A 17,171-nucleotide genomic window follows, 5' to 3' on the forward strand; every position below is an offset into this window, starting at 1 on the left:
CACCGCGCCTACCTCCTCAAAGAAGGCCTCCGCCACGTCTTCAAACTCGGCGGCGACGACGGCAAACACGCCCTCAAAGCATGGCTGGCCTGGGCAGCCGCTGCCGCATCGACGTCTTCGTCCAACTCGCCCGCAGAATCCGCCGCCACCTGCCCGCCATCCACGCCACCCTCGAGCACGGCCTCTCGAATGCCCGGATCGAATCGGTCAACACCAAGATCCGCCTCATCACCCGCATCGCCTACGGCTTCAAAGACCCCCACGCCCTCATCGCCCTAGCCATGCTCACCCTTGGCGGATACCGACCACCCCTCCCCGGCCGAAACTGACCCACACATCAGTCAGGAGAGCCGGATATCCCTTCAAGTGGCCGGTTCTCTGCTCAAAATTTGAAGGGAGAACCAGCGACTTGAGGGGAGATCCCCTCATTTTCCGCGCGGCGTCCACCGCCGGAAGCTCGGGCCTGGCCCGGCGACACGAGGCTTGGTCACCACGGTTAACGTCCGAAGGATCGGAGAGCGTGTCTTCGGTTTTTCGGACGTTAGCTTCGCGACGGTGGGATGACTCGGCCACTCGGCTTGGGGGGTGGGGTTAGTAGGTTTGGTAGTAGATGAGTTGGCCGGATTCGCCGGGGGCGGCGCCTTCGCTGGGGATGAAGAGGGTGATGACGAAGGCGTTCTGGCCGTTGGGGGCTTTCAGGGCGGTGATGCTGGGGTTGGCGAACGCCGTACTGCCGCCGTTGGTGCGGATCGTCGTACGGTCGGCGTTGCCGGTCTGGTAGTCGTAGACGAAGGTGCGCCAAGAGCCGAAGTCGCCCTTGGTGTACTGGCCTTCGATCAGGCCGAAGCTGTAGCCGCGGAAGGTGGTCTGGTCGCGGTCACCGATGTTGCCGCCGACGTTCCAGTAGAGGAGGGCGTTGTCGAAGTTCGGCTGGGCAGCGGTGGTCCAGGAGTTGAAGTTCTTCACGGTGCCGCGTTGCTGGCGGTCGCGGTCGCAGTTCCACCAGTAGTGGCCGCCGATGTCGATCGTCGAGTGATCGATGTCGGGTGACAGCGTGACGCTGTAGATGTTCGGCGTACCTTCGGCGCAGGACGACAGGCGGCGAGGTGCGTCGAAGGAGCGATTCACCTTGCCTGCCAGGAGATCTGCCCGGTTGGCGAAGTATCGGAAGGCGAGATGGTTGTTGCCGCCACCGGGCTGCTCCTGCTCCCAGGCCAGCACGAAACCGCCGTTCGACGCCTGCACGATCGTGGGCTGCGAGGCCGGTCCGGTGTTGCTGCCGGCGAGCTCGCGCACCCAGTGCCAGTTGAGCAGATCGGTCGAGGTCGCCAGGTTCACCCGGAAATGGCCGTCACTGGCCATGTGGTGGGAGACGGCGAGGTATCCGCCGGTGCTGTCCTGGATGATCTTCACCGTGTCCATCACGTGGCCGGCGTCGTCCTTGGCGCTGTAGCGCTTCCCGGTCGCACCGGCCACGTTCTCGACGATCCCCCGTAGCTCGGCGCGGGCTGGATCCGATGCGGCGGTCGTGGTCGCGGTCGCCGTACCGGCGCTCAGCACGGCGAGTGTGGCGGCGAGCAGGACAGCAAGAGCTCTGGGCATGGGCGGCACCCTTCGCAGTCAGTTGTGCAAGGCCCTCAGGCTAGCGAGGTCAGGGCCGCCCTGCCCAGATCAGCGTGTGCCCGCTGTCCGCTTCCGGAACGAATTCCGCCCGCTCCACGACCAGCCCGGCCGCCTCGATCCACGCCCGGGTGGCGTCGGCGTCCGCGTGGCTCCACCACATCGGTACGTCGCCGCCCAACCAGTTCTCCTCCGCACCAGTCCACGCGGCAGATCCGACCGTCGCCACGAACATCCCGCCCGGTCGCAACCACGTGCCGATCCTTTGCAGCAAAGCCTCCTGCTCATCCACCGGAATGTGGATCAGCGCGTAGAACGACAGCACCGCATCGAACTCACCCGCCGGCAACTCCAGTGTCGTCACATCAGCTTGCAGGAACGTCGCGCCCGGTACGCGCTCCCTCGCTCGCGCAACTTGCACCTCGCTGATATCCACGCCGGTCACCTGATGTCCGGAATCGGCCAGCACCTTTGCCACCGGCACGCCCGCTCCACACCCGAGATCAAGCACCCGGGACCGCTCGGGAAGCCGAGTCAGCAGCTCACTCAGCCAGTCGCCGTACTTGGTGTCGCTGCCGAACGCCTCGTCGTACTGCACCGACAAAGCGTCATACCCCCGCCGTACCAGCTCCTTGGCTTCCGCACTGTCCATCCCGCCACCCTAGGCACCCGCCACCCACCCCGCGACCGAATACCCCCGTGGGCCAACCCTCCAACTCGGTGGATATCCCCTCACCTGGAGGGTTGCCCCCTCACATTTCAAGGGGGCAACCCCCCAACTCGATGGATAACCCCTCAGGTGGAGGGTTGTGCGGCGGGTGGGGTGGGTTAGCGAGAGGGGCGACGGGCGTGGTGGAGGGTGGCGGCGGAGAGGAGGCAGACGGCGGCGGGTACTAGGAGGGCTGCGGTGGGGGTGAGGAGGGTGGCGGCTCCGGTGGCGGCGGCGAGGGTGAGGGTTTCGACGGTCATGCGGGTCGTGCTGAAGAGGGCAGCGCCGGCGCCGCCTCGGTGGGCGGGGACGTGTTTGAGGGCTTGGCCGTCGGGGACGCCTTCGGTGAGACCCAGACAGACGCCGAGGACACCGGCCCCGATGAACAAGACCAGCGGAGCGTCGGTGAGTTGGAGGGCCAACCCCGTGGCGGCGCAGACGACTAGCGCGGTTGTCACGAGCGGAGCTGCCCAGCGGCGGGCGATGCGGGAGGCGACGAGTGGCAGCAAGGTCGAGGGGATGGTGAGCAGGCTCAGGAGGAGGCCGACTTGCCCCGCGCCGAGGTGGGCGCCGAGTTGGGGCAGGACGGTCAGTCCGACGACCAGGACTCCCATGAAGGCACCCGTGCCGAGGGCATAGGCCCGGTACGCCGGGATGCGCAGCAGGTCGAGCGGAATCGCCGGATCCGCCGTACGGCGTTCCACCCGGACAAGCAACGTGAACCCGCCAGCGGCGCTGAGCAGCAACCCGACTGTCGCCCAGACCGGTAGCGCGAATCCGAAGGCGGTGACCGCGGCGGCGATCGTGAATCCGAAGATCACCGCACCGGCGAGGTCGAAGTCCTTTGGCAGCTCATTGGTACGAAGGCTTGGCAGACCGATGGTCGCCAGTACGGCGATCCCCGCGACCGCGGCCGGTACGACGAAGACCATCGGCCAACCGCCGACCGCCATCAGGCCCTGTGCTGCGAACGGGCCGAGGGCGAGGCTCGTGCCTAGTACGGCGCCGACGTACCCGTAGACGCGGTGGCGATCCTCGGGTGGATAGACGGCGAGCACCATCGCCGAACCACCGGCGGCACACATCGCCGCGCCGACGCCGGCCAGCACGCGGAGGGCGACCAAGGTGCCGAGGTCGGGAGCCAACGCGGACAGTACGCCGGCGACGGCGACCACGATGTTGCCTAGAGCAAAGAACTTCGTGCGTGAGGTGCGATCGGCCAGGACACCCGCCAGCAGCAACGCGGCGGCGAAGAGACCGTTGTACCCGACAACGATCCAGGGGCCGAGTGCGTGCGACCCCGAGAGGTCGGCGGTCGCCGCGGGGACGACGGCGGTCGAGCCGGTGATCGCCAGCGGGAAGACCGCGGTGGAGATGAGGTCGGCGACGAGGATGCGTCGACGATGACGGACAGACAGATGAAACACGGTATGCGCTCCGGAGTCAGCAGATTCCGAGCGCCACGAGGGCGCTCCCGACATGAGGCCGGGAACGACGGCGAGTACTGGTTGCTATGCGCCGCCGCTCTCAGCGACGGCGCACCGTGTCTGTCTTGGGCACGCGCCGAGGGTAGCAACGGGCGGTCCGGAAAGGCGCGGGGTTTTCTTACCAGAGTGAGCCGGTGGCGTCCCAATGCCCTTGCGGGCGGTCATCCGTGAACGGCACCAGCCACTCGATCGGTACGGTCAACGTCTGCACGCGCGGCAGCACGATCGGCGTACCGTCCGCGGTTCTGAGGTTGCCGATGATCTCGTACACGCCCTCCGGCAACCCCAGCTCGAGGCACTGCTCAGCGGTCAACGTGATCGCCGTCGTCGGGCTCAGCACCGACCGGATCCCCTCGACCTCGGTCCCCTCCAGCGTCGTCACCGTCAGCGGAAACGTCGCCCCACGCAGCGCACCAAAGGTCAGCCGATGGTCCGCTTCCAGCACATGGGGGACCTCGACCAAATACGTCGTACCGACCTCGACCTCACCACTGCGCACCCCACCAGGCTCCGCGCTCCGCCCCCGATTTGTCCAGCGAAAGACCATCCTGTGGTTACTCGCGGCCGGGGAGGCGGGTGGTGATTTCCTGGAGGATCCAGGTGTTGTTGTCGGGGTCGGGGAAGGTGGCTCGGGTGCTGTAGGTGGCGCGGTGGGGGTCGAGGCCGGGGGTGAAGCCCTCGGGGGTGCGGTGGAAGTAGTCGGTGACCGGGACGCCGGCGGCGACGAGGGCTTCGCGGGCGGCGACGATGTCGGCGACGACGAGGTACGCCGTGGAGGAGCCGGGGGCGGCGGGAGTGAGGGCGGGGCCGAACTGGACGGAGGTGGCGGAGCCGGGCGGGGTGAGCTGGACCACCCAGGGCGGGGTGACGTCGAGGCGCCAGCCGAGGCGGACGTAGAAGTCGCGGGAGCGATCGACGTCGGAGACCGGGATGACCAGTACCTCGATGCGCTGGTCGAAGTCGCCGAGGCCGGAGGCGTCAGTAGGCATGTGCCTAGCGTCGGGCGGCTGCCTGGGGTTCGCACCAGGGAAAGTCACTGGAGCGGACGCCGGTGTGGCCGAGACCACGATAGTTGCGTTTCGCCACGATCTCCGGAAAGGTCGAAGGGCATCCCTGCGACCCGAGTAGAAGATGGAGGCGCGCCGAAGCGAGGCGTGATTCAGCTGTGGCGATCGATTTCGACAGCCAGCAAGCAAACCCCGACCACGCAACCGAGCATCCCGCGCTCGCGGCACCGCCACCGCCCGGCAGCCGAAGTTCCGGCTCCGGCCTCGACCGAGTCGTCTTCGGTGTCACCGCTGTGATCGCCTTGGCCTTTGTGGTCTGGGGATTCGTCGGGGCAACAAGCCTCGGTACGGCGTCGACGTCGGCGCTGACGTGGGTCGAGACCAACACGGGCTGGCTGTTCGTGTTGCTCGCCTCGGGATTCGTCGTGTACGTGTTGTGGCTGGCGGCCGGGCGGTACGGGCGGATCCCGCTCGGGGCGGACGACGAGGAGCCTGAGTTCAAGACGGTCTCGTGGGTCGCGATGATGTTCAGCGCGGGCATGGGAATCGGGCTGATGTTCTACGGCGTGAGCGAGCCGTTGTCGCACTTCATGAAGCCGCCGCCGGGCACGGTCGAGGGCGGTACCGATGCGGCACTGCAGACGGCGATGGCCACGACGCTGTTCCACTGGACGTTGCACCCGTGGGCGATCTACGCCGTCGTCGGCATAGCGATTGCCTATGGCACCTTTCGGCGTGGTCGTTCGCAGCTGATCAGCTCGGCGTTCGCGCCACTGCTCGGCAAGCGGACCGAAGGACCGATCGGCAAGGTGATCGACAGCCTGGCGATCTTCGCGACTCTGTTCGGCTCGGCGGCCTCGCTCGGCCTCGGCGCGCTCCAGATCGGATCCGGGGTGCGGATCCTCGGCTGGCTCGACAAGACCGGGAACGCCGTACTGGTCGGGATCATCGCCGTACTGACCGCGGCCTTCGTCGCGTCGGCCGTGTCGGGTGTTGCCAAGGGCATCCAATGGCTGTCGAACATCAACATGGTGCTCGCGGTGGTGCTGGCCGCGTTCGTCTTCGTCGTCGGGCCGACCGTACTGATCCTGAACCTGGTACCGACCGCGATCGGCGACTACCTGCGCGACATCGCCGACATGGCGGCCCGGACCGAGGCCAGCGGTGGGGACACGATGGCCACCTGGCTGTCCAGCTGGACGGTCTTCTACTGGGCATGGTGGATTTCGTGGACGCCGTTCGTCGGCATGTTCATCGCGCGGATCAGCCGCGGCCGGACGATCCGGCAGTTCGTCACCGGTGTGCTGCTGGTGCCGTCAATGGTCAGCCTGGTCTGGTTCTGCATCTTCGGCGGCGCCGCGATCGACACCCAGCGCCACGGCGTCGACATCGCCGGCCAGTCCACCACCGAGGGCCAGCTCTTCGGCCTGCTCGACTCCTACCCGCTGGCGTCGGTCACCACGATCCTGGTCGTCGTACTGGTCGCGATCTTCTTCGTCTCCGGAGCGGATGCCGCCTCGATCGTGATGGGCACGCTGTCGCAACGCGGCGCGATCGAACCCCGCAAACCGCTGGTCGTGTTCTGGGGTGTGTTGACCGGAGCGGTCGCCGCGGTAATGTTGCTCGTCGGCGGAGGTGGCGCGAAAGCCTTGCAGGGCTTGCAGAATCTGACCATCGTCGCCGCACTCCCCTTCGCGTTGGTGATGGTCGGCCTGGCCGTTGCCCTCGCCAAGGATCTGCGCACCGATCCGCTCATGCTGCGTAAGGCGATGGGCACCGAGGCCATGGAGGCCGCGGTCATTGAAGGCGTGAGCACCCACGGGGAAGACTTCAGCCTCGTCGTCACCGGCACCGTCACCGGCAACGGAGAGGATTCGCCGGTCAGGAAGGTCTGACCGTGCGGGTCACCACCCAGCGGTGGGGTGCGATCGGGCGCGTGCGCTCGAATCCGTGGAGCTCGAAGGCTGCCATCGGCCCGGTGTGCAGGAACGAGCCGGAGACCTTGCGGTCGTCGGTCTCCTCGGGATAGCCCTCGACCACGCCCCCGCCGTACTGGGCGATCTGTTCGAGGGCACCGGCCAGGGCCGCGTTGGCGACGCCCTGGCCGCGGTAGCCCTTGCCGGTGAAGAAGCAGGTGATGCGCCAGTCGGGCAGGCCGGTCAGGCCCTTGTCGTACAGGCGCTTGCTCTTGATCTCCGGGAGCTCGTCCGGGCTGCCGAACTGGCACCAGCCCACACATTGGTCGCCGTCGAAGACCAGTGCGTTGTGCGTGGTGCCGTCGTGGGCCCGACGCTCCTTCTCGGCGCGGTTCTCGGCCGCAGTACGGCCCTTGAGCTTCAGATGGAAGCCCACGCACCAGCAGCCGCCCCACACGCCGTTGTTCGCCTCGACCAGCGCCGCGAACGCTGGCCAGGTGTCGGCATCCAACGGCCGAACGCTCAGCTCACTCATTCAGTCAGTATGGCCACGCCAACCGACAAGTCGCAGTGCATACGTCGCGTACGTCGTCTTGAGGTCCTCGATCGAGCGAGATTTCCCCATCCAGCTCTGGACCTCGGCGGCGTAACCGTCGTCCGCGTCGGCGGTGTCGTCCGGCGGGCGGTACCAGACCGCGAGCCGGATGCCGAAGCCGGCGATGGCCGCGATCGCGGTCCAGGGATCGGGGCAGTCGAAGCTGCCGAGGTCGTTGCCGCGATCGATGACGGCTCGCATCAGGTCGATCGCCTCCTTGCGGCTGGCGGTGACGTGGTGCAGCGCGGACTCGGTGAGCATGGCGAAGTCGTTGTGCGCGATCGTCGCGAACAGCGGGTACGTCGTGTGGAACTCGACGTTCGCGTGGACGAGCGCGGCCAACTGCGCGTCGGGCCGCGGATCGCTCGCGAGCAGCTCGGAGCGCATCCGGTTCCGGATCTCCTCGTTGGCCAGGAACACCAGCTCGCTGAACAGGTCGGCCTTCGAGGCGTACTTCGCGTACAGCGAGCTCGGTTGGACGCCGAGATGCGCGGTCAGATCCCGGACGGAGACGCCGTGATACCCCCGGGCCGCGAACAACTCGACCGCCGCCTCCAGCAGCCGCCCCTTCGCGCCATCGGCCGCCAGTTGCGGTGGCAGCAGTGAATCCATCTCACCTTCCTTAGAACGATCGATCCATAAGCTAGCAGAATTTGCGCTTGACATCAGCTCGATGGATGCTCAGAGTAATGTAACGAGCGTTCCACTGGAGGGGTTGGATGCGCACATCGGCAGGAATCTGGTGGGAGAGCACCGGCGCGGGGGCGCCGGTGCTCCTGATCAACGGATTGGGGTCAACATCAACGTCATGGTTCCGACTGCTCCCGGAGCTGCACGACTTCCGGGTCATCACCTTCGACAACCGCGGTGTGGGGCGTACCGGGTCTTCCCCGGAACCGTTCGACCTCGCCACGATGGCAGCCGACGCGGTCGCCGTCCTCGATGCAGCACAGGTCGACCGAGCACACACCCTCGGCCTTAGCCTCGGCGGTCTGATCGCCCAGGAACTGGCCCTCAGCTACCCCGACCGCACCGAGTCCCTGATGCTGGTCAGCACCCACGCCGGCATCCCACATCTGACGGTCGCAGCCTCAGCCGTGGCCACGGTCGCCGCGCTGCCGCCCGGGGAACGCAGTCGGGCCCTCGCCCCGATTCTGTACGCCAAGCAGACGCCGGCTGCCGAGATCGCCCGCGACGAGGAAACCGCGAGCGTGATCCCGACCACCCCGGAAGGGCTTCGGAGCCAGTTGCTCGCCAGCACCACGTGGGACCGGTACGCCGATCTCCACCAACTCGCCGTACCAACTCTCGTCCTGCATGGCCGTGAAGACCGCCTAGTGCCCCTGTCCGCCGGCGAGAAACTAGCGGCCGCCATCCCTCACGCCGACCTCGTCATCATCGACAACGCCGGCCACCGACTCTTCACCGACCAAACCACCACCTCAGCCGCCGCCCTCAAGTCGTTCCTAGCCCAAACCACCTTGAGCACGGCTCAACCACCTCAGCCCCCGCCACGTGGTTGATCGGCGCACAAAGTTCTCGCCACATCAGCCGGTACGACGTTGTGCACCGCTCAGCCATCTACCCGGCCGGAAAATGGTTGACGGGTGCACAAGGTGAACCGGCGCCGCGACCTTGAGCACGGTTCAACCGTTTTGGCGGGCGTGATGTGGTTGACGGGTGCACAAGGTGACCCACGGCCTTGGTCGGAGTGGTTGGGGTTGCTGGGTGCGTTAGTGGTGAGTTTTTCGGCGCCTGGACCCGAAAAACTCACCGATAGCGCAAGGCCGAGCCTCACGTGCCTCCGCCACAGCCCGTCAGCCCCAGGCAACGTGCGCCTCGGTCGCCGACCGAACCATCCCCCTCAGCCACCTGTTCGGTGCACCCGAAGGTTTCAGTCGAACGCCGGAGGCGGTTGAGTGGCACGGCGGCCAGGTCTAAGACTCGGCCGGAAGGCGTCGCGCTGTGGCTGAGGTCGGCTGCGGCCGATCAAAGACGGACGGCTGAGCAGGGCGGTAGCTGAGGGGGATGGCGAGGTCGGCGACCGAGGCACACATTGCCTGGGGCTGACGGGCTGTGGTTGCGGTCAGTAGCGAGGTGGCTGAGGGGGATGGCGAGGTCGGCGACCGAGGCGCACGTTGCTTGGGGCTGACGGGATGTGGTTGCGGTCGGTAGCGAGGAGGCCTGGAAGGAGACTCGTTGCGGTGGGTTACAGCGGAGGAGGCTGGTTGGGGTTCGCTAGTTGGTGGATTTTCGTCACCGAGTCCCTAAAAGTCGGCAATTAGCGCGGCCAACCCCGGAAGCCCGGCCGACCGCCGGAGGCGGTGGGGGTCACTCTTCGCCGGAGAAGCGTTCCCAGGCGGATTGGCGGCTCATGTTGAGGGCTTCGCCGATTCTGGCCCAGGTGACGGAGCGGGAGCGGAGGTGCTGGACGCGGTCGCGGACGGCGGTCTCGACCTGGCCGCGGGAGAGGTTGAGGCGGGCTACGTCGGCGAGCAGTTCGTCGTCGGTTTTGCCGTCCAGGGGTGGGAAGGACGAGGTGGGCCGGCCGCTGAGGATTTCCGCACTGAGGCCGACGCATTCGTTGCAGATGAAGACGCCGGGACCGGCGATGAGCCGTTCCACCTCACTCTTGTCCTTCGCGCAGAACGAGCACCGCATCGCTGTTTCCGGCATCGCCAACCTCCAGTCTGTCAGGCGCTTCCTGACATACCCGTCAGGCTATGCCTGACAAGCGCGGGGGTCAAGGCAGCAAAACCAGTCATGGCTGGCGGCATGACGCGGTCGGCCTGCGCGGCCTCGAGGCCTAGGAAGTTCCGGAACCGGCGAGGGGGTGTGCATGCGCATTCCGGCGCGTAGGGTTCGCGGCTAGTAAGCGCTTTCCTGGGATGCTGGGAGGATTTTGTGAGGCGAAGTGTTGGGGTGGCGGTCACGGTCGGGGCGTTGGGCGTCGGGCTGCTGACGGCGGGTGCACCGGCGAGTGCTGGGCGGCCGGACCATGGGGCGGTGGTGACGGGGACGTACTCCAGTGGGTCGGTGCAGAAGTGGCAGCCGTTGCCTTCGGCGTATGTCGGGAACGATCGCGGTACGACGCCGGACGCGACCGTGGTGGTCGACCCGAGCACGTTGCGGCAGAAGTATTCGGGGGTTGGGTTCTCGCTGGACGAGACCAGTGTTTCGAACCTCTGGAAGCTCACCCCGGCCGAGCGGGACAAGGCGATCCGGTTGCTCGTCGACCCGAAGAGCGGCGCGGGGCTGAACCGGTTCCGGTTGACGATCGGCAGCCCGGACCTGATCGAACACCTGCCGTTCTGGTCGTACGACGAACTCCCGGCCGGTGTCACCGAGGACTTCGGGCTGAAGTATTTCTCGATCAAGCGTGATGTGGACGCGCACATCGTCGACACGGTCAAGCTGATCCAGCACTACAACCCGAAGGCGACGTTCTTCGCCTCCGCGTGGAGTGCGCCGGCGTGGATGAAGACCAACAACCGGTTCACCGGTGAGGTCGCGCTCAAGCCCGGCAGCACCACGTCGTACTACCAGGTGGGCAAGCTGCGCGACGACTGCATCGATGTCTTCGCGCGCTACTACGTCAAGTACGTCGAGGCTTTCGCCAAGCAGGGCATCAAGGTTGACGCACTCACGCTGCTCAACGAGCCCGGCATCGACGTGGTGTACCCGGCGATGGACATCAGCGTCGAACAGCAGCAGAAGCTCGCGATCGCCGTGAAGCGGGAGGTACGGCGGGCCGGCCTGCCGACCCAGCTCTACGTGCACGACTTCAACTTCTGGGACTGGCGCGACCCGAACAGCACCGCGACCAAGAACTACTACCGGATCTTCAACGACCCCGCCACGAAGAACGCGAGCGACGCGATCGCGTTCCACCCCTACTGGGGCGACCCGACCGTCATGCGGGACGCGTACGAGCAGACCGGCAAGCCGGTGCACATGACCGAGACCAGCGACCTCAACCCGGCCACGATCCTGAGCTACTTCCGGCTGGACGCGTCGTCGTACGTGATGTGGGCGCAGACGACGGATCAGGACGGCGGCACGCTGCACTGGACACCGGCGCGAGACAACAACCTCGACTGGGACGAGGTCGGCCGGACGACGAAGTGGCCGAACCGTCTCGTCAAGGTCGACACCACCGCGCGCACCTTCACGGTCCGGGACGAGCTGTACGCGATGGGCCAGTTCGCGAAGTACCTCACCCCGGAGCACACGCGCGTCGAGTCCGGTACGACGGCCAACGGGATCAGCAATGTGGTCTTCAAGGACCGCGGCGACAACTTCGTCGCCATCGTCGGCAACTCGAACGCCACCTCGAGCCAGGTGCGCGTGTTGATGGCCGGCAAGTCGTTCACGGTGACGGTTCCGGCGAAGTCGTTCGCGACGTACCGCTGGCACGGTGATGTCCCTTCACAGCATGGCAATCACGCGCCCGTGCTGAACGACGTACCGGATGTGGTTGCTGACCAGTACGGCGTCGCCCAGGTCCAGCTCAAGGCGACAGATCGGGATCGTGACCAACTCGCGTACTACGCCACTGACCTACCGGGTGGGGTCAGCCTCGACGCCAAGACGGGGCTGCTCACGCTGCGCCCGACCACTGCCGGGGCGCAGACCGTCAAGGTTCGCGTCACTGATGGCGCGGCCAGCGACGAGACAACGATCAAGATCACGGTGACGCCGCACGGTACGCCGGTTGGCCAGAACATCGAGGCGGAGTCGTACGTCGGCCAGAGCGGCTGGACCGAGGGCGGCGCGAACTTCGTCGAGTCCAACCCTTCGGCCAGTGGCGGCAAGAACATCGGCTGGACCGACAAGGGCAAGTGGCTGCAGTACCGCGTCGACCTCACCAAGGCCGCGACCTACAACCTCGAACTGCGGGTGGCCAACGGCACCGGCGCGGTCGCTCCGGACGCGATCTCGATCCGGGACGCGTCGGGCGCCGTACTGACGAAGGTCTCGGTGCCGGACACCACCGGGTGGGCGACGTACCAGTCGGTCAACACCCAGGTGACGCTGCCGGCCGGCGATCAGATCATCACGGTGTACTGCGAGAGCGGTGGCTTCAACCTGGACTACTTGAAGCTCACCGAATGACCGGGATGGGGAGGAGCCGGCGGGGCTCCTCCCCATCTCTCTTCAATCAGCGGAAGTCAACCAGCGAAAGCCTTAGGCCCAGGGGTCGAACGGGATGCCGCCCGGCTTGGACGCGTTCAGCAGGTTGCGGAAGCGGTCGTCCTTGTCGGTGATCTTGATCGTGGCCGAACCGAAGTTCGCGTTCATCAGGATGTCGCGCAGGCCCGTGCTCGGGTAGCCGTCCCAGCCGACGAGCGGCGGGTAACGCCAGTTGTGGTAGTGGTTTTCCGGCGGTTCGTCGTTGTTGTTGGCGAGCCGGTAGAAGTGCGTGCTCGCTCCGTCTTTGTGGTAAACGACCTTCGGGTGCGAGCCGTCGAACCGCACCTGCGAGCGCGGGTAGGTGACCTGGCTGGAGTGCTGCGTCGTGGTCACGTACTCGACCTGGTTGGACGACTGGTTGATCCACGAGATGACGTGTTCCCAGTCGTGCCGGTGGCCGCCGAGGCCGCTGCCGGCCACGGCCTGGTCCTTCTCGAAGTAGCCGGCGTAAACGACCGCACACCAGCCGTTGTTGCACTTCGAGCGTGAGTAGGTCTGGGAGTTGTCGAGGTCGGACTGGTCACGGCAACTGCCGTTGACCGCGCCGGTGGTGTTGAGGCCCGGGTTCAAGGTGCCGTCGGCACCGATCGCCGGTACTTGGTAGCAGCCGTCACCGTCATAGTCGAAGGCCGGGGAGAAGGACTGCTCGTAGCCGTTCGCGTTCTGCGGAAGACTCGGCGGCGGCGCTGCGAAGGCGGCAACCGTGGTGGCCACCAGCAGCGTCGCCGTACCAAGCGCCACACCGATCAACCGTCGGCGGGCGCGGGAATGATCTGTCATCGTCACTCCTTCGGGGCGGAAGAACAACGTTCCCGACGATGACAGGTCATCCCCATGTGCGTACATACTTCACCGGCGAAAAAATGAGCAAACTTCAGGCGTACGCGTCGAACGGGATTCCACTTGGTTTGGACACGTTGAGCAGGTAACGGAACCGGTCGTCCTTGTCGGTGATCTTGATGGTGGCCGACCCGAAGTCGGCGTTCATCAGCGTGTCGCGCAGACCGGTGCTCGGGTAGCCGTCCCAGCCGACGATCGGCGGGTAACGCCAGTTGTGGTAGTGGTTCTCGGGCGGTTCGTCGTTGCTGTTGGCGAGCCGGAAGAAGTGCGTTCCGACGCCGTCCTTGTGGTAGACGGCCTTCGGGTGCGAGCCCTCGAACAGGACCTGCGAGCGCGGGTAGGTGACCTGACTGGCGTGCTGGGTCGTGGTCACGTACTCGACCTGGTTGGACGACTGGTTGATCCACGAGATGACGTGCTCGAAGTCGTGCCGGTGACCACCGAGGCCGCTGCCGTCGACAGCCTGGTCCTTCTCGAAGTAGCTCGCGTAGACGACGGCACACCAGCCGTTGTTGCACTTCGAGCGTGCGTAGGTCTGAGAGTTGTCGAGGTCGGACTGGTCGTGGCAGTTGCCGTTCACGGCACCTGTCGTGTTGAGACCGGGATTGAGGGTTCCGGTCGGGCTGATCGCGGCGACCGGGTAACAGCCGTCGGTGTCGTAGTCGTAGGCGGGCGAGAAGGACTGCTCGTAGCCGTTGGCGTTCTGCGGCAACGTGGGGAGTTGGTCGGCGTAGGCCGTGACCGCGGTGCTCACCAGGAGCGTCGCGGTCACGAGGGCGACGCCGAGGAGGCGGCGTCTGGTCCGAGGGGCGGGCGGAAGCAGATCTGTCATGGTTGCTCCTTCAGGCGGATGACAACGCCCGAACCGTGACAGATCCACCCCCCTCTGGTAAATACTTCACAGGATAAAGTTTTCTAGAAACCTGAGTTTCCCGCACCCCGGTTGAGAGTGAAGCCGAGGGTGTTGTTCAGGCCGCCCGACGGCGTCCCGCTGACCGTGACGTAGGTGAAGGTGCCGCTGCCGGCGACCTGTACGTCGATCCCGTATGTGCCCGTGTTCTGCACCTTGACGTGATCGAAGGTGATGCCGCTGACCGTCTTCTGCCAGGTCATCAGGATGCCTTGATAGGTGCTGTCGATGATGTCGACGTCCTTGATCAGGATCGGCGCGGTGATCTCCCGCGCCTCGGCGTAGATCCACAGTCCGCCCTGACTGCTGTTCCAGTCGGTGTTGAAGCCGCCGGCCCTGGTGATCGTGTTTCGCTGGACGACCGTCGTACCGGCGAATGGTTGGGCCGAGTGCCAGGTACTGAGCGTGATGCCGGAGGCCGTGTAGACCGTGTCGGACAACAGGTTGTCCTCGATGCGGTTGTTCGCGCCGCCGTAGATCGCCGCCGTGTTCGCCAGTGTGGGAAGCGTTGCGGTGTTGAAGGTGAAGGCACAGTCGGAGACCGCGCTGTTGAAGGACCACATCGCCATCGCGTCGTCGCCGGTGTTCCGGAACACGCTCTGGTCGACGCGGGTGTTGCGGACCGGGCTGCCGTCACCGCTGAAGGTGTTCAGGTTGAGGCCGTCGGCAAACATGTCGCGGACGCGAACGCCGACGACGTACAGGCCATTGGTGCCGCTGTTGGCCCAGATACCGGTCTTCGAGTGTTCGATCCAGACGTTGTGGATGAGCGAGCCAGTGCCGAAGTTGCCTTCGATCGCGGAGTCCGTGGTGACTGAGCCGTCGGGATCGCGGTACCGGACGTCCGCCGCCAAGGTGAAGTCGGCCAGTTGCACGTTGTTGCCGGTAGCAAAGAAACCACCGCGACCGGCATTGCCACGGATCGTCGAGTACCACATGCCGGCGCCACGGATCGTGACGTTGTCGACGTTCACCCGGGCGGTCAGGTCGAAGGTCCCACTCGGAATCCACAGTGTCTTGCCCGCCGACTTCGCCGCGGCGACCGCCGAGTTGAACGCTGACGTGTCGTCACCGCCGCCGGAGACTGCCCCGTACGACGTGAGGTCGACCGAGTTCGCGGGGATCGGGTACGCCGGGGCAACCGTCTCGGTGTCGATCAGGTCGATCGTGATCGGCGTGGACGTGTCGTTCTGCAGGCGCAGGACGGTTCCGGCCGCGTACGACGGGAGCGTCGTACGGGCTTCGTCGTAGAACCGGTGTCCCCCGCCCAGTCCCGGGTCGTTCGGGAACGGGTAGCTGCCGTAGACCCAGCTGTACGCCGAGGTGAGGGACAGGTCCTTGACCTTCGAGCCGCCGGTGTAGATGCCGAGCGGCGCGGTGATGCCCGTACCGGCCGCGTTGTCGGGGATCGAGTAGCGGACGACGATCGAGTTGGCCGGCTTGGTCAGCGTGAAGTCGACGTACTTGCCGGCGTTGTCGAGGCGGACGGCGCGACGGCCGGAGGACTCGGAGGCGACGGTCTTGTAGGTTCGATCAGGACCCAGTACGACGCCATTGGTGCTGGCGTTCTCTGCTTCGTACTCGGTGTAGGAGACCGTGGCGCCGCGGGTCGCGAGATTGGCCGAGCCCGTGACGGTGAGGTCGTCTAGCTCCACGTTGCCGCTGTCGCCGGCGTCGTACTGGTAGCCGATCAGGTTGAGGCCGGCTCGGAGGGTCAGGGATTGTTGCGTGGTGGCCCAGCCGGTGGTTGCGGGGAGGGAGAGTTGGCCGGCCTTGATGCCGTTCGCGTAGGTGCTGAGGGTCTTGGTGCTGCCTGTCGAGTTGTTGTAGCGAAGGGTTGTGGTGGCCGCGCCAGCCGCGATGATGTTGACGGTGCGGATCGCGCGGGCGCCTACGGCGGTGAAGCCGGTGACGTAGCCGGTGCCTGCGTAACCGGCGATGGCAGCAGCGGCGGTGGTGCCGCCAGAGAGGAAGGCGTTCTCGAGGGCGGGACCGCCTGATGGCGGCGGTTCGGTGACGTCGGAGACCGTGACGTTGTCGACGTTCACGTTGCCGGAGTCGGTGGTGTCGAACTTGTAGGCGACGGTGTTGCTACCGGCAACGAGCGTCACTGCTTCGGAGGCGGTTCCCCAAGTATCCCAGTTTGCCGTTGCGGGGAGGGTGATCTGGCGCAGTCTGGTACCCGCGACGTACAGGGAGAGCGTCATGGCTGTGCCAGTGCCGTTGGCGTAGCGCAGGGCCAGGGACTTCGAGCCAGCGGTCGCGGTGATGGCGTAGGTGATGCCGGCATTGCCTTTGTTGGCGTCGGTGAGACCGCCGACGAAGCCGCTGCCGGTGTAGCCGGGGTGATCCGATTGGGCGACCGCTCCACCAGAGAGGCTCGCCGATTCGGCTTCGTAGACACCGGTTGTGGGGGCAGGGGCAGAGTCGACGACGACGCGGTCCAGGTTGACGTTGCCGGAGTCGGTGCTGTCGAAGCGGTAGGAGATGCTGTTGCTACCAGCAACAAGCGTGACCGCCTCGACGGTTGTTCCCCACGTGTCCCAGTTGGCCGTGGGCGGCAGGCTCAGCTGTCGGAGTTTCGAGCCGCCGAGGTAGAGCGAGAGGGTCTTGGCCGAGCCGGTGCCGTTGGCGTAGCGGAGGGTGAGAGTGGAGGAGCCGGCGGCGGCCGAGACCGTAGTGGTGACGGCCGCGGCGCCCTTGTTGGCGTCGGTGAATCCGCCGACGAAGCCGGAGCCGGAGTAGCCAGGGTGGTCGGTCTCGACGACGGCACCACCAGCGCGCGTGCCGTTCTCGAGCTCGTAGGTGACGGGGGCGGCGGAGGCCGGGGCGACGAACAGCGTGGCGATCGCCGTGAGGACAGCGAGGAGAGCGAGGCGGGATCTGGACATGGC

Annotated in this window: 14 protein-coding genes and 1 pseudogene; 4 read left to right on the forward strand and 11 right to left on the reverse strand. The window is 66.2% G+C overall.

Annotated elements, in window-relative coordinates:
* Nucleotides 1–393 (forward strand): annotated as a pseudogene (locus ACFVWG_RS06575) (transposase); the annotation flags it as partial.
* Between the two features lie 198 nt (nucleotides 394–591).
* On the opposite strand, the gene ACFVWG_RS06580 reads toward ACFVWG_RS06575, so the two are convergent.
* From ACFVWG_RS06580 to ACFVWG_RS06600, 5 genes are all read right to left on the reverse strand, one after another.
* A complete protein-coding gene (locus ACFVWG_RS06580) occupies nucleotides 592–1,602 on the reverse strand; it encodes a hypothetical protein (RefSeq protein WP_391542147.1) in 1,011 nt (336 codons plus the stop codon).
* A gap of 49 nt (nucleotides 1,603–1,651) precedes the next feature.
* Entirely contained in the window at nucleotides 1,652–2,272 is a 621-nt protein-coding gene (locus ACFVWG_RS06585; RefSeq protein ID WP_391542148.1) for a class I SAM-dependent methyltransferase, read from the reverse strand.
* Nucleotides 2,273–2,448: 176 nt separating this feature from the next.
* A complete protein-coding gene (locus ACFVWG_RS06590) occupies nucleotides 2,449–3,756 on the reverse strand; it encodes an MFS transporter (RefSeq protein WP_391542149.1) in 1,308 nt (435 codons plus the stop codon).
* Nucleotides 3,757–3,934: 178 nt separating this feature from the next.
* Complete coding sequence (locus ACFVWG_RS06595) at nucleotides 3,935–4,315, reverse strand: hypothetical protein (protein WP_391542150.1); 381 nt, start codon at nucleotides 4,313–4,315, stop codon at nucleotides 3,935–3,937.
* Nucleotides 4,316–4,370: 55 nt separating this feature from the next.
* Nucleotides 4,371–4,805 (reverse strand): VOC family protein, encoded by a 435-nt coding sequence (locus ACFVWG_RS06600; protein ID WP_391542151.1) that lies wholly within the window; start codon nucleotides 4,803–4,805, stop codon nucleotides 4,371–4,373.
* Between the two features lie 176 nt (nucleotides 4,806–4,981).
* On the opposite strand from ACFVWG_RS06600, the gene ACFVWG_RS06605 reads away from it, so the two are divergent.
* Nucleotides 4,982–6,718, forward strand: a complete 1,737-nt coding sequence (locus ACFVWG_RS06605; protein WP_391542152.1) for a BCCT family transporter — start codon at nucleotides 4,982–4,984, stop codon at nucleotides 6,716–6,718.
* On the opposite strand, the gene ACFVWG_RS06610 is transcribed toward ACFVWG_RS06605, so the two are convergent.
* Together ACFVWG_RS06610 and ACFVWG_RS06615 are read right to left on the reverse strand one after the other, a co-directional pair.
* Nucleotides 6,705–7,274 carry a GNAT family N-acetyltransferase gene (locus ACFVWG_RS06610; protein ID WP_391542153.1) on the reverse strand — a complete coding sequence of 190 codons (570 nt, stop codon included), beginning with the start codon at nucleotides 7,272–7,274 and terminating at the stop codon, nucleotides 6,705–6,707. The two genes, ACFVWG_RS06605 and ACFVWG_RS06610, sit on opposite strands and share 14 nt — an antisense overlap.
* Nucleotides 7,275–7,946, reverse strand: a complete 672-nt coding sequence (locus ACFVWG_RS06615) for a TetR/AcrR family transcriptional regulator (RefSeq protein WP_391542154.1) — start codon at nucleotides 7,944–7,946, stop codon at nucleotides 7,275–7,277.
* A gap of 107 nt (nucleotides 7,947–8,053) precedes the next feature.
* Between ACFVWG_RS06615 and ACFVWG_RS06620 the strand changes: the two genes are divergently transcribed.
* The gene (locus tag ACFVWG_RS06620) at nucleotides 8,054–8,857 is read left to right on the forward strand and encodes an alpha/beta fold hydrolase (RefSeq protein ID WP_391542155.1); all 804 of its coding nucleotides are present in this window, start codon (nucleotides 8,054–8,056) and stop codon (nucleotides 8,855–8,857) included.
* A gap of 808 nt (nucleotides 8,858–9,665) precedes the next feature.
* Here ACFVWG_RS06620 and ACFVWG_RS06625 read toward each other — a convergent pair.
* Nucleotides 9,666–10,010: a ClpX C4-type zinc finger protein gene (locus ACFVWG_RS06625; protein ID WP_391542156.1), complete on the reverse strand. Its 345-nt coding sequence runs from the start codon at nucleotides 10,008–10,010 to the stop codon at nucleotides 9,666–9,668.
* A 228-nt stretch (nucleotides 10,011–10,238) separates the two neighbouring features.
* Between ACFVWG_RS06625 and ACFVWG_RS06630 the strand changes: the two genes are divergently transcribed.
* On the forward strand, nucleotides 10,239–12,449 hold the full coding sequence (locus ACFVWG_RS06630; protein WP_391542157.1) for a carbohydrate-binding protein: 2,211 nt from the start codon (nucleotides 10,239–10,241) through the stop codon (nucleotides 12,447–12,449).
* A 72-nt stretch (nucleotides 12,450–12,521) separates the two neighbouring features.
* Here the strand turns inward: ACFVWG_RS06630 and ACFVWG_RS06635 are convergent, their stop codons facing one another.
* The 3 genes from ACFVWG_RS06635 to ACFVWG_RS06645 form a co-directional block, all read right to left on the reverse strand.
* Nucleotides 12,522–13,307 carry an NPP1 family protein gene (locus tag ACFVWG_RS06635; RefSeq protein ID WP_391542158.1) on the reverse strand — a complete coding sequence of 262 codons (786 nt, stop codon included), beginning with the start codon at nucleotides 13,305–13,307 and terminating at the stop codon, nucleotides 12,522–12,524.
* 94 nt (nucleotides 13,308–13,401) lie between these two features.
* Nucleotides 13,402–14,199 (reverse strand): NPP1 family protein, encoded by a 798-nt coding sequence (locus ACFVWG_RS06640; RefSeq protein WP_391542159.1) that lies wholly within the window; start codon nucleotides 14,197–14,199, stop codon nucleotides 13,402–13,404.
* 83 nt (nucleotides 14,200–14,282) lie between these two features.
* A complete protein-coding gene (locus tag ACFVWG_RS06645) occupies nucleotides 14,283–17,168 on the reverse strand; it encodes a carbohydrate-binding protein (protein ID WP_391542160.1) in 2,886 nt (961 codons plus the stop codon).
* Nucleotides 17,169–17,171: the final 3 nt, after the last annotated feature.

It is taken from the genome of Kribbella sp. NPDC058245, from assembly GCF_042882005.1.
Lineage (GTDB): Bacteria > Actinomycetota > Actinomycetes > Propionibacteriales > Kribbellaceae > Kribbella.

Excerpts from the sequence above, each read along its gene's own strand:
- ACFVWG_RS06635 (WP_391542158.1), bottom strand. The coding sequence starts at position 13,307 with ATGACAGATCATTCCCGCGCCCGCCGACGGTTGATCGGTGTGGCGCTT.
- ACFVWG_RS06645 (WP_391542160.1), bottom strand. The coding sequence starts at position 17,168 with ATGTCCAGATCCCGCCTCGCTCTCCTCGCTGTCCTCACGGCGATCGCC.
- ACFVWG_RS06600 (WP_391542151.1), bottom strand. The coding sequence starts at position 4,805 with ATGCCTACTGACGCCTCCGGCCTCGGCGACTTCGACCAGCGCATCGAG.
- ACFVWG_RS06580 (WP_391542147.1), bottom strand. The coding sequence starts at position 1,602 with ATGCCCAGAGCTCTTGCTGTCCTGCTCGCCGCCACACTCGCCGTGCTG.
- ACFVWG_RS06640 (WP_391542159.1), bottom strand. The coding sequence starts at position 14,199 with ATGACAGATCTGCTTCCGCCCGCCCCTCGGACCAGACGCCGCCTCCTC.
- ACFVWG_RS06620 (WP_391542155.1), top strand. The coding sequence starts at position 8,054 with ATGCGCACATCGGCAGGAATCTGGTGGGAGAGCACCGGCGCGGGGGCG.
- ACFVWG_RS06625 (WP_391542156.1), bottom strand. The coding sequence starts at position 10,010 with ATGCCGGAAACAGCGATGCGGTGCTCGTTCTGCGCGAAGGACAAGAGT.
- ACFVWG_RS06610 (WP_391542153.1), bottom strand. The coding sequence starts at position 7,274 with ATGAGTGAGCTGAGCGTTCGGCCGTTGGATGCCGACACCTGGCCAGCG.
- ACFVWG_RS06615 (WP_391542154.1), bottom strand. The coding sequence starts at position 7,946 with ATGGATTCACTGCTGCCACCGCAACTGGCGGCCGATGGCGCGAAGGGG.
- ACFVWG_RS06585 (WP_391542148.1), bottom strand. The coding sequence starts at position 2,272 with ATGGACAGTGCGGAAGCCAAGGAGCTGGTACGGCGGGGGTATGACGCT.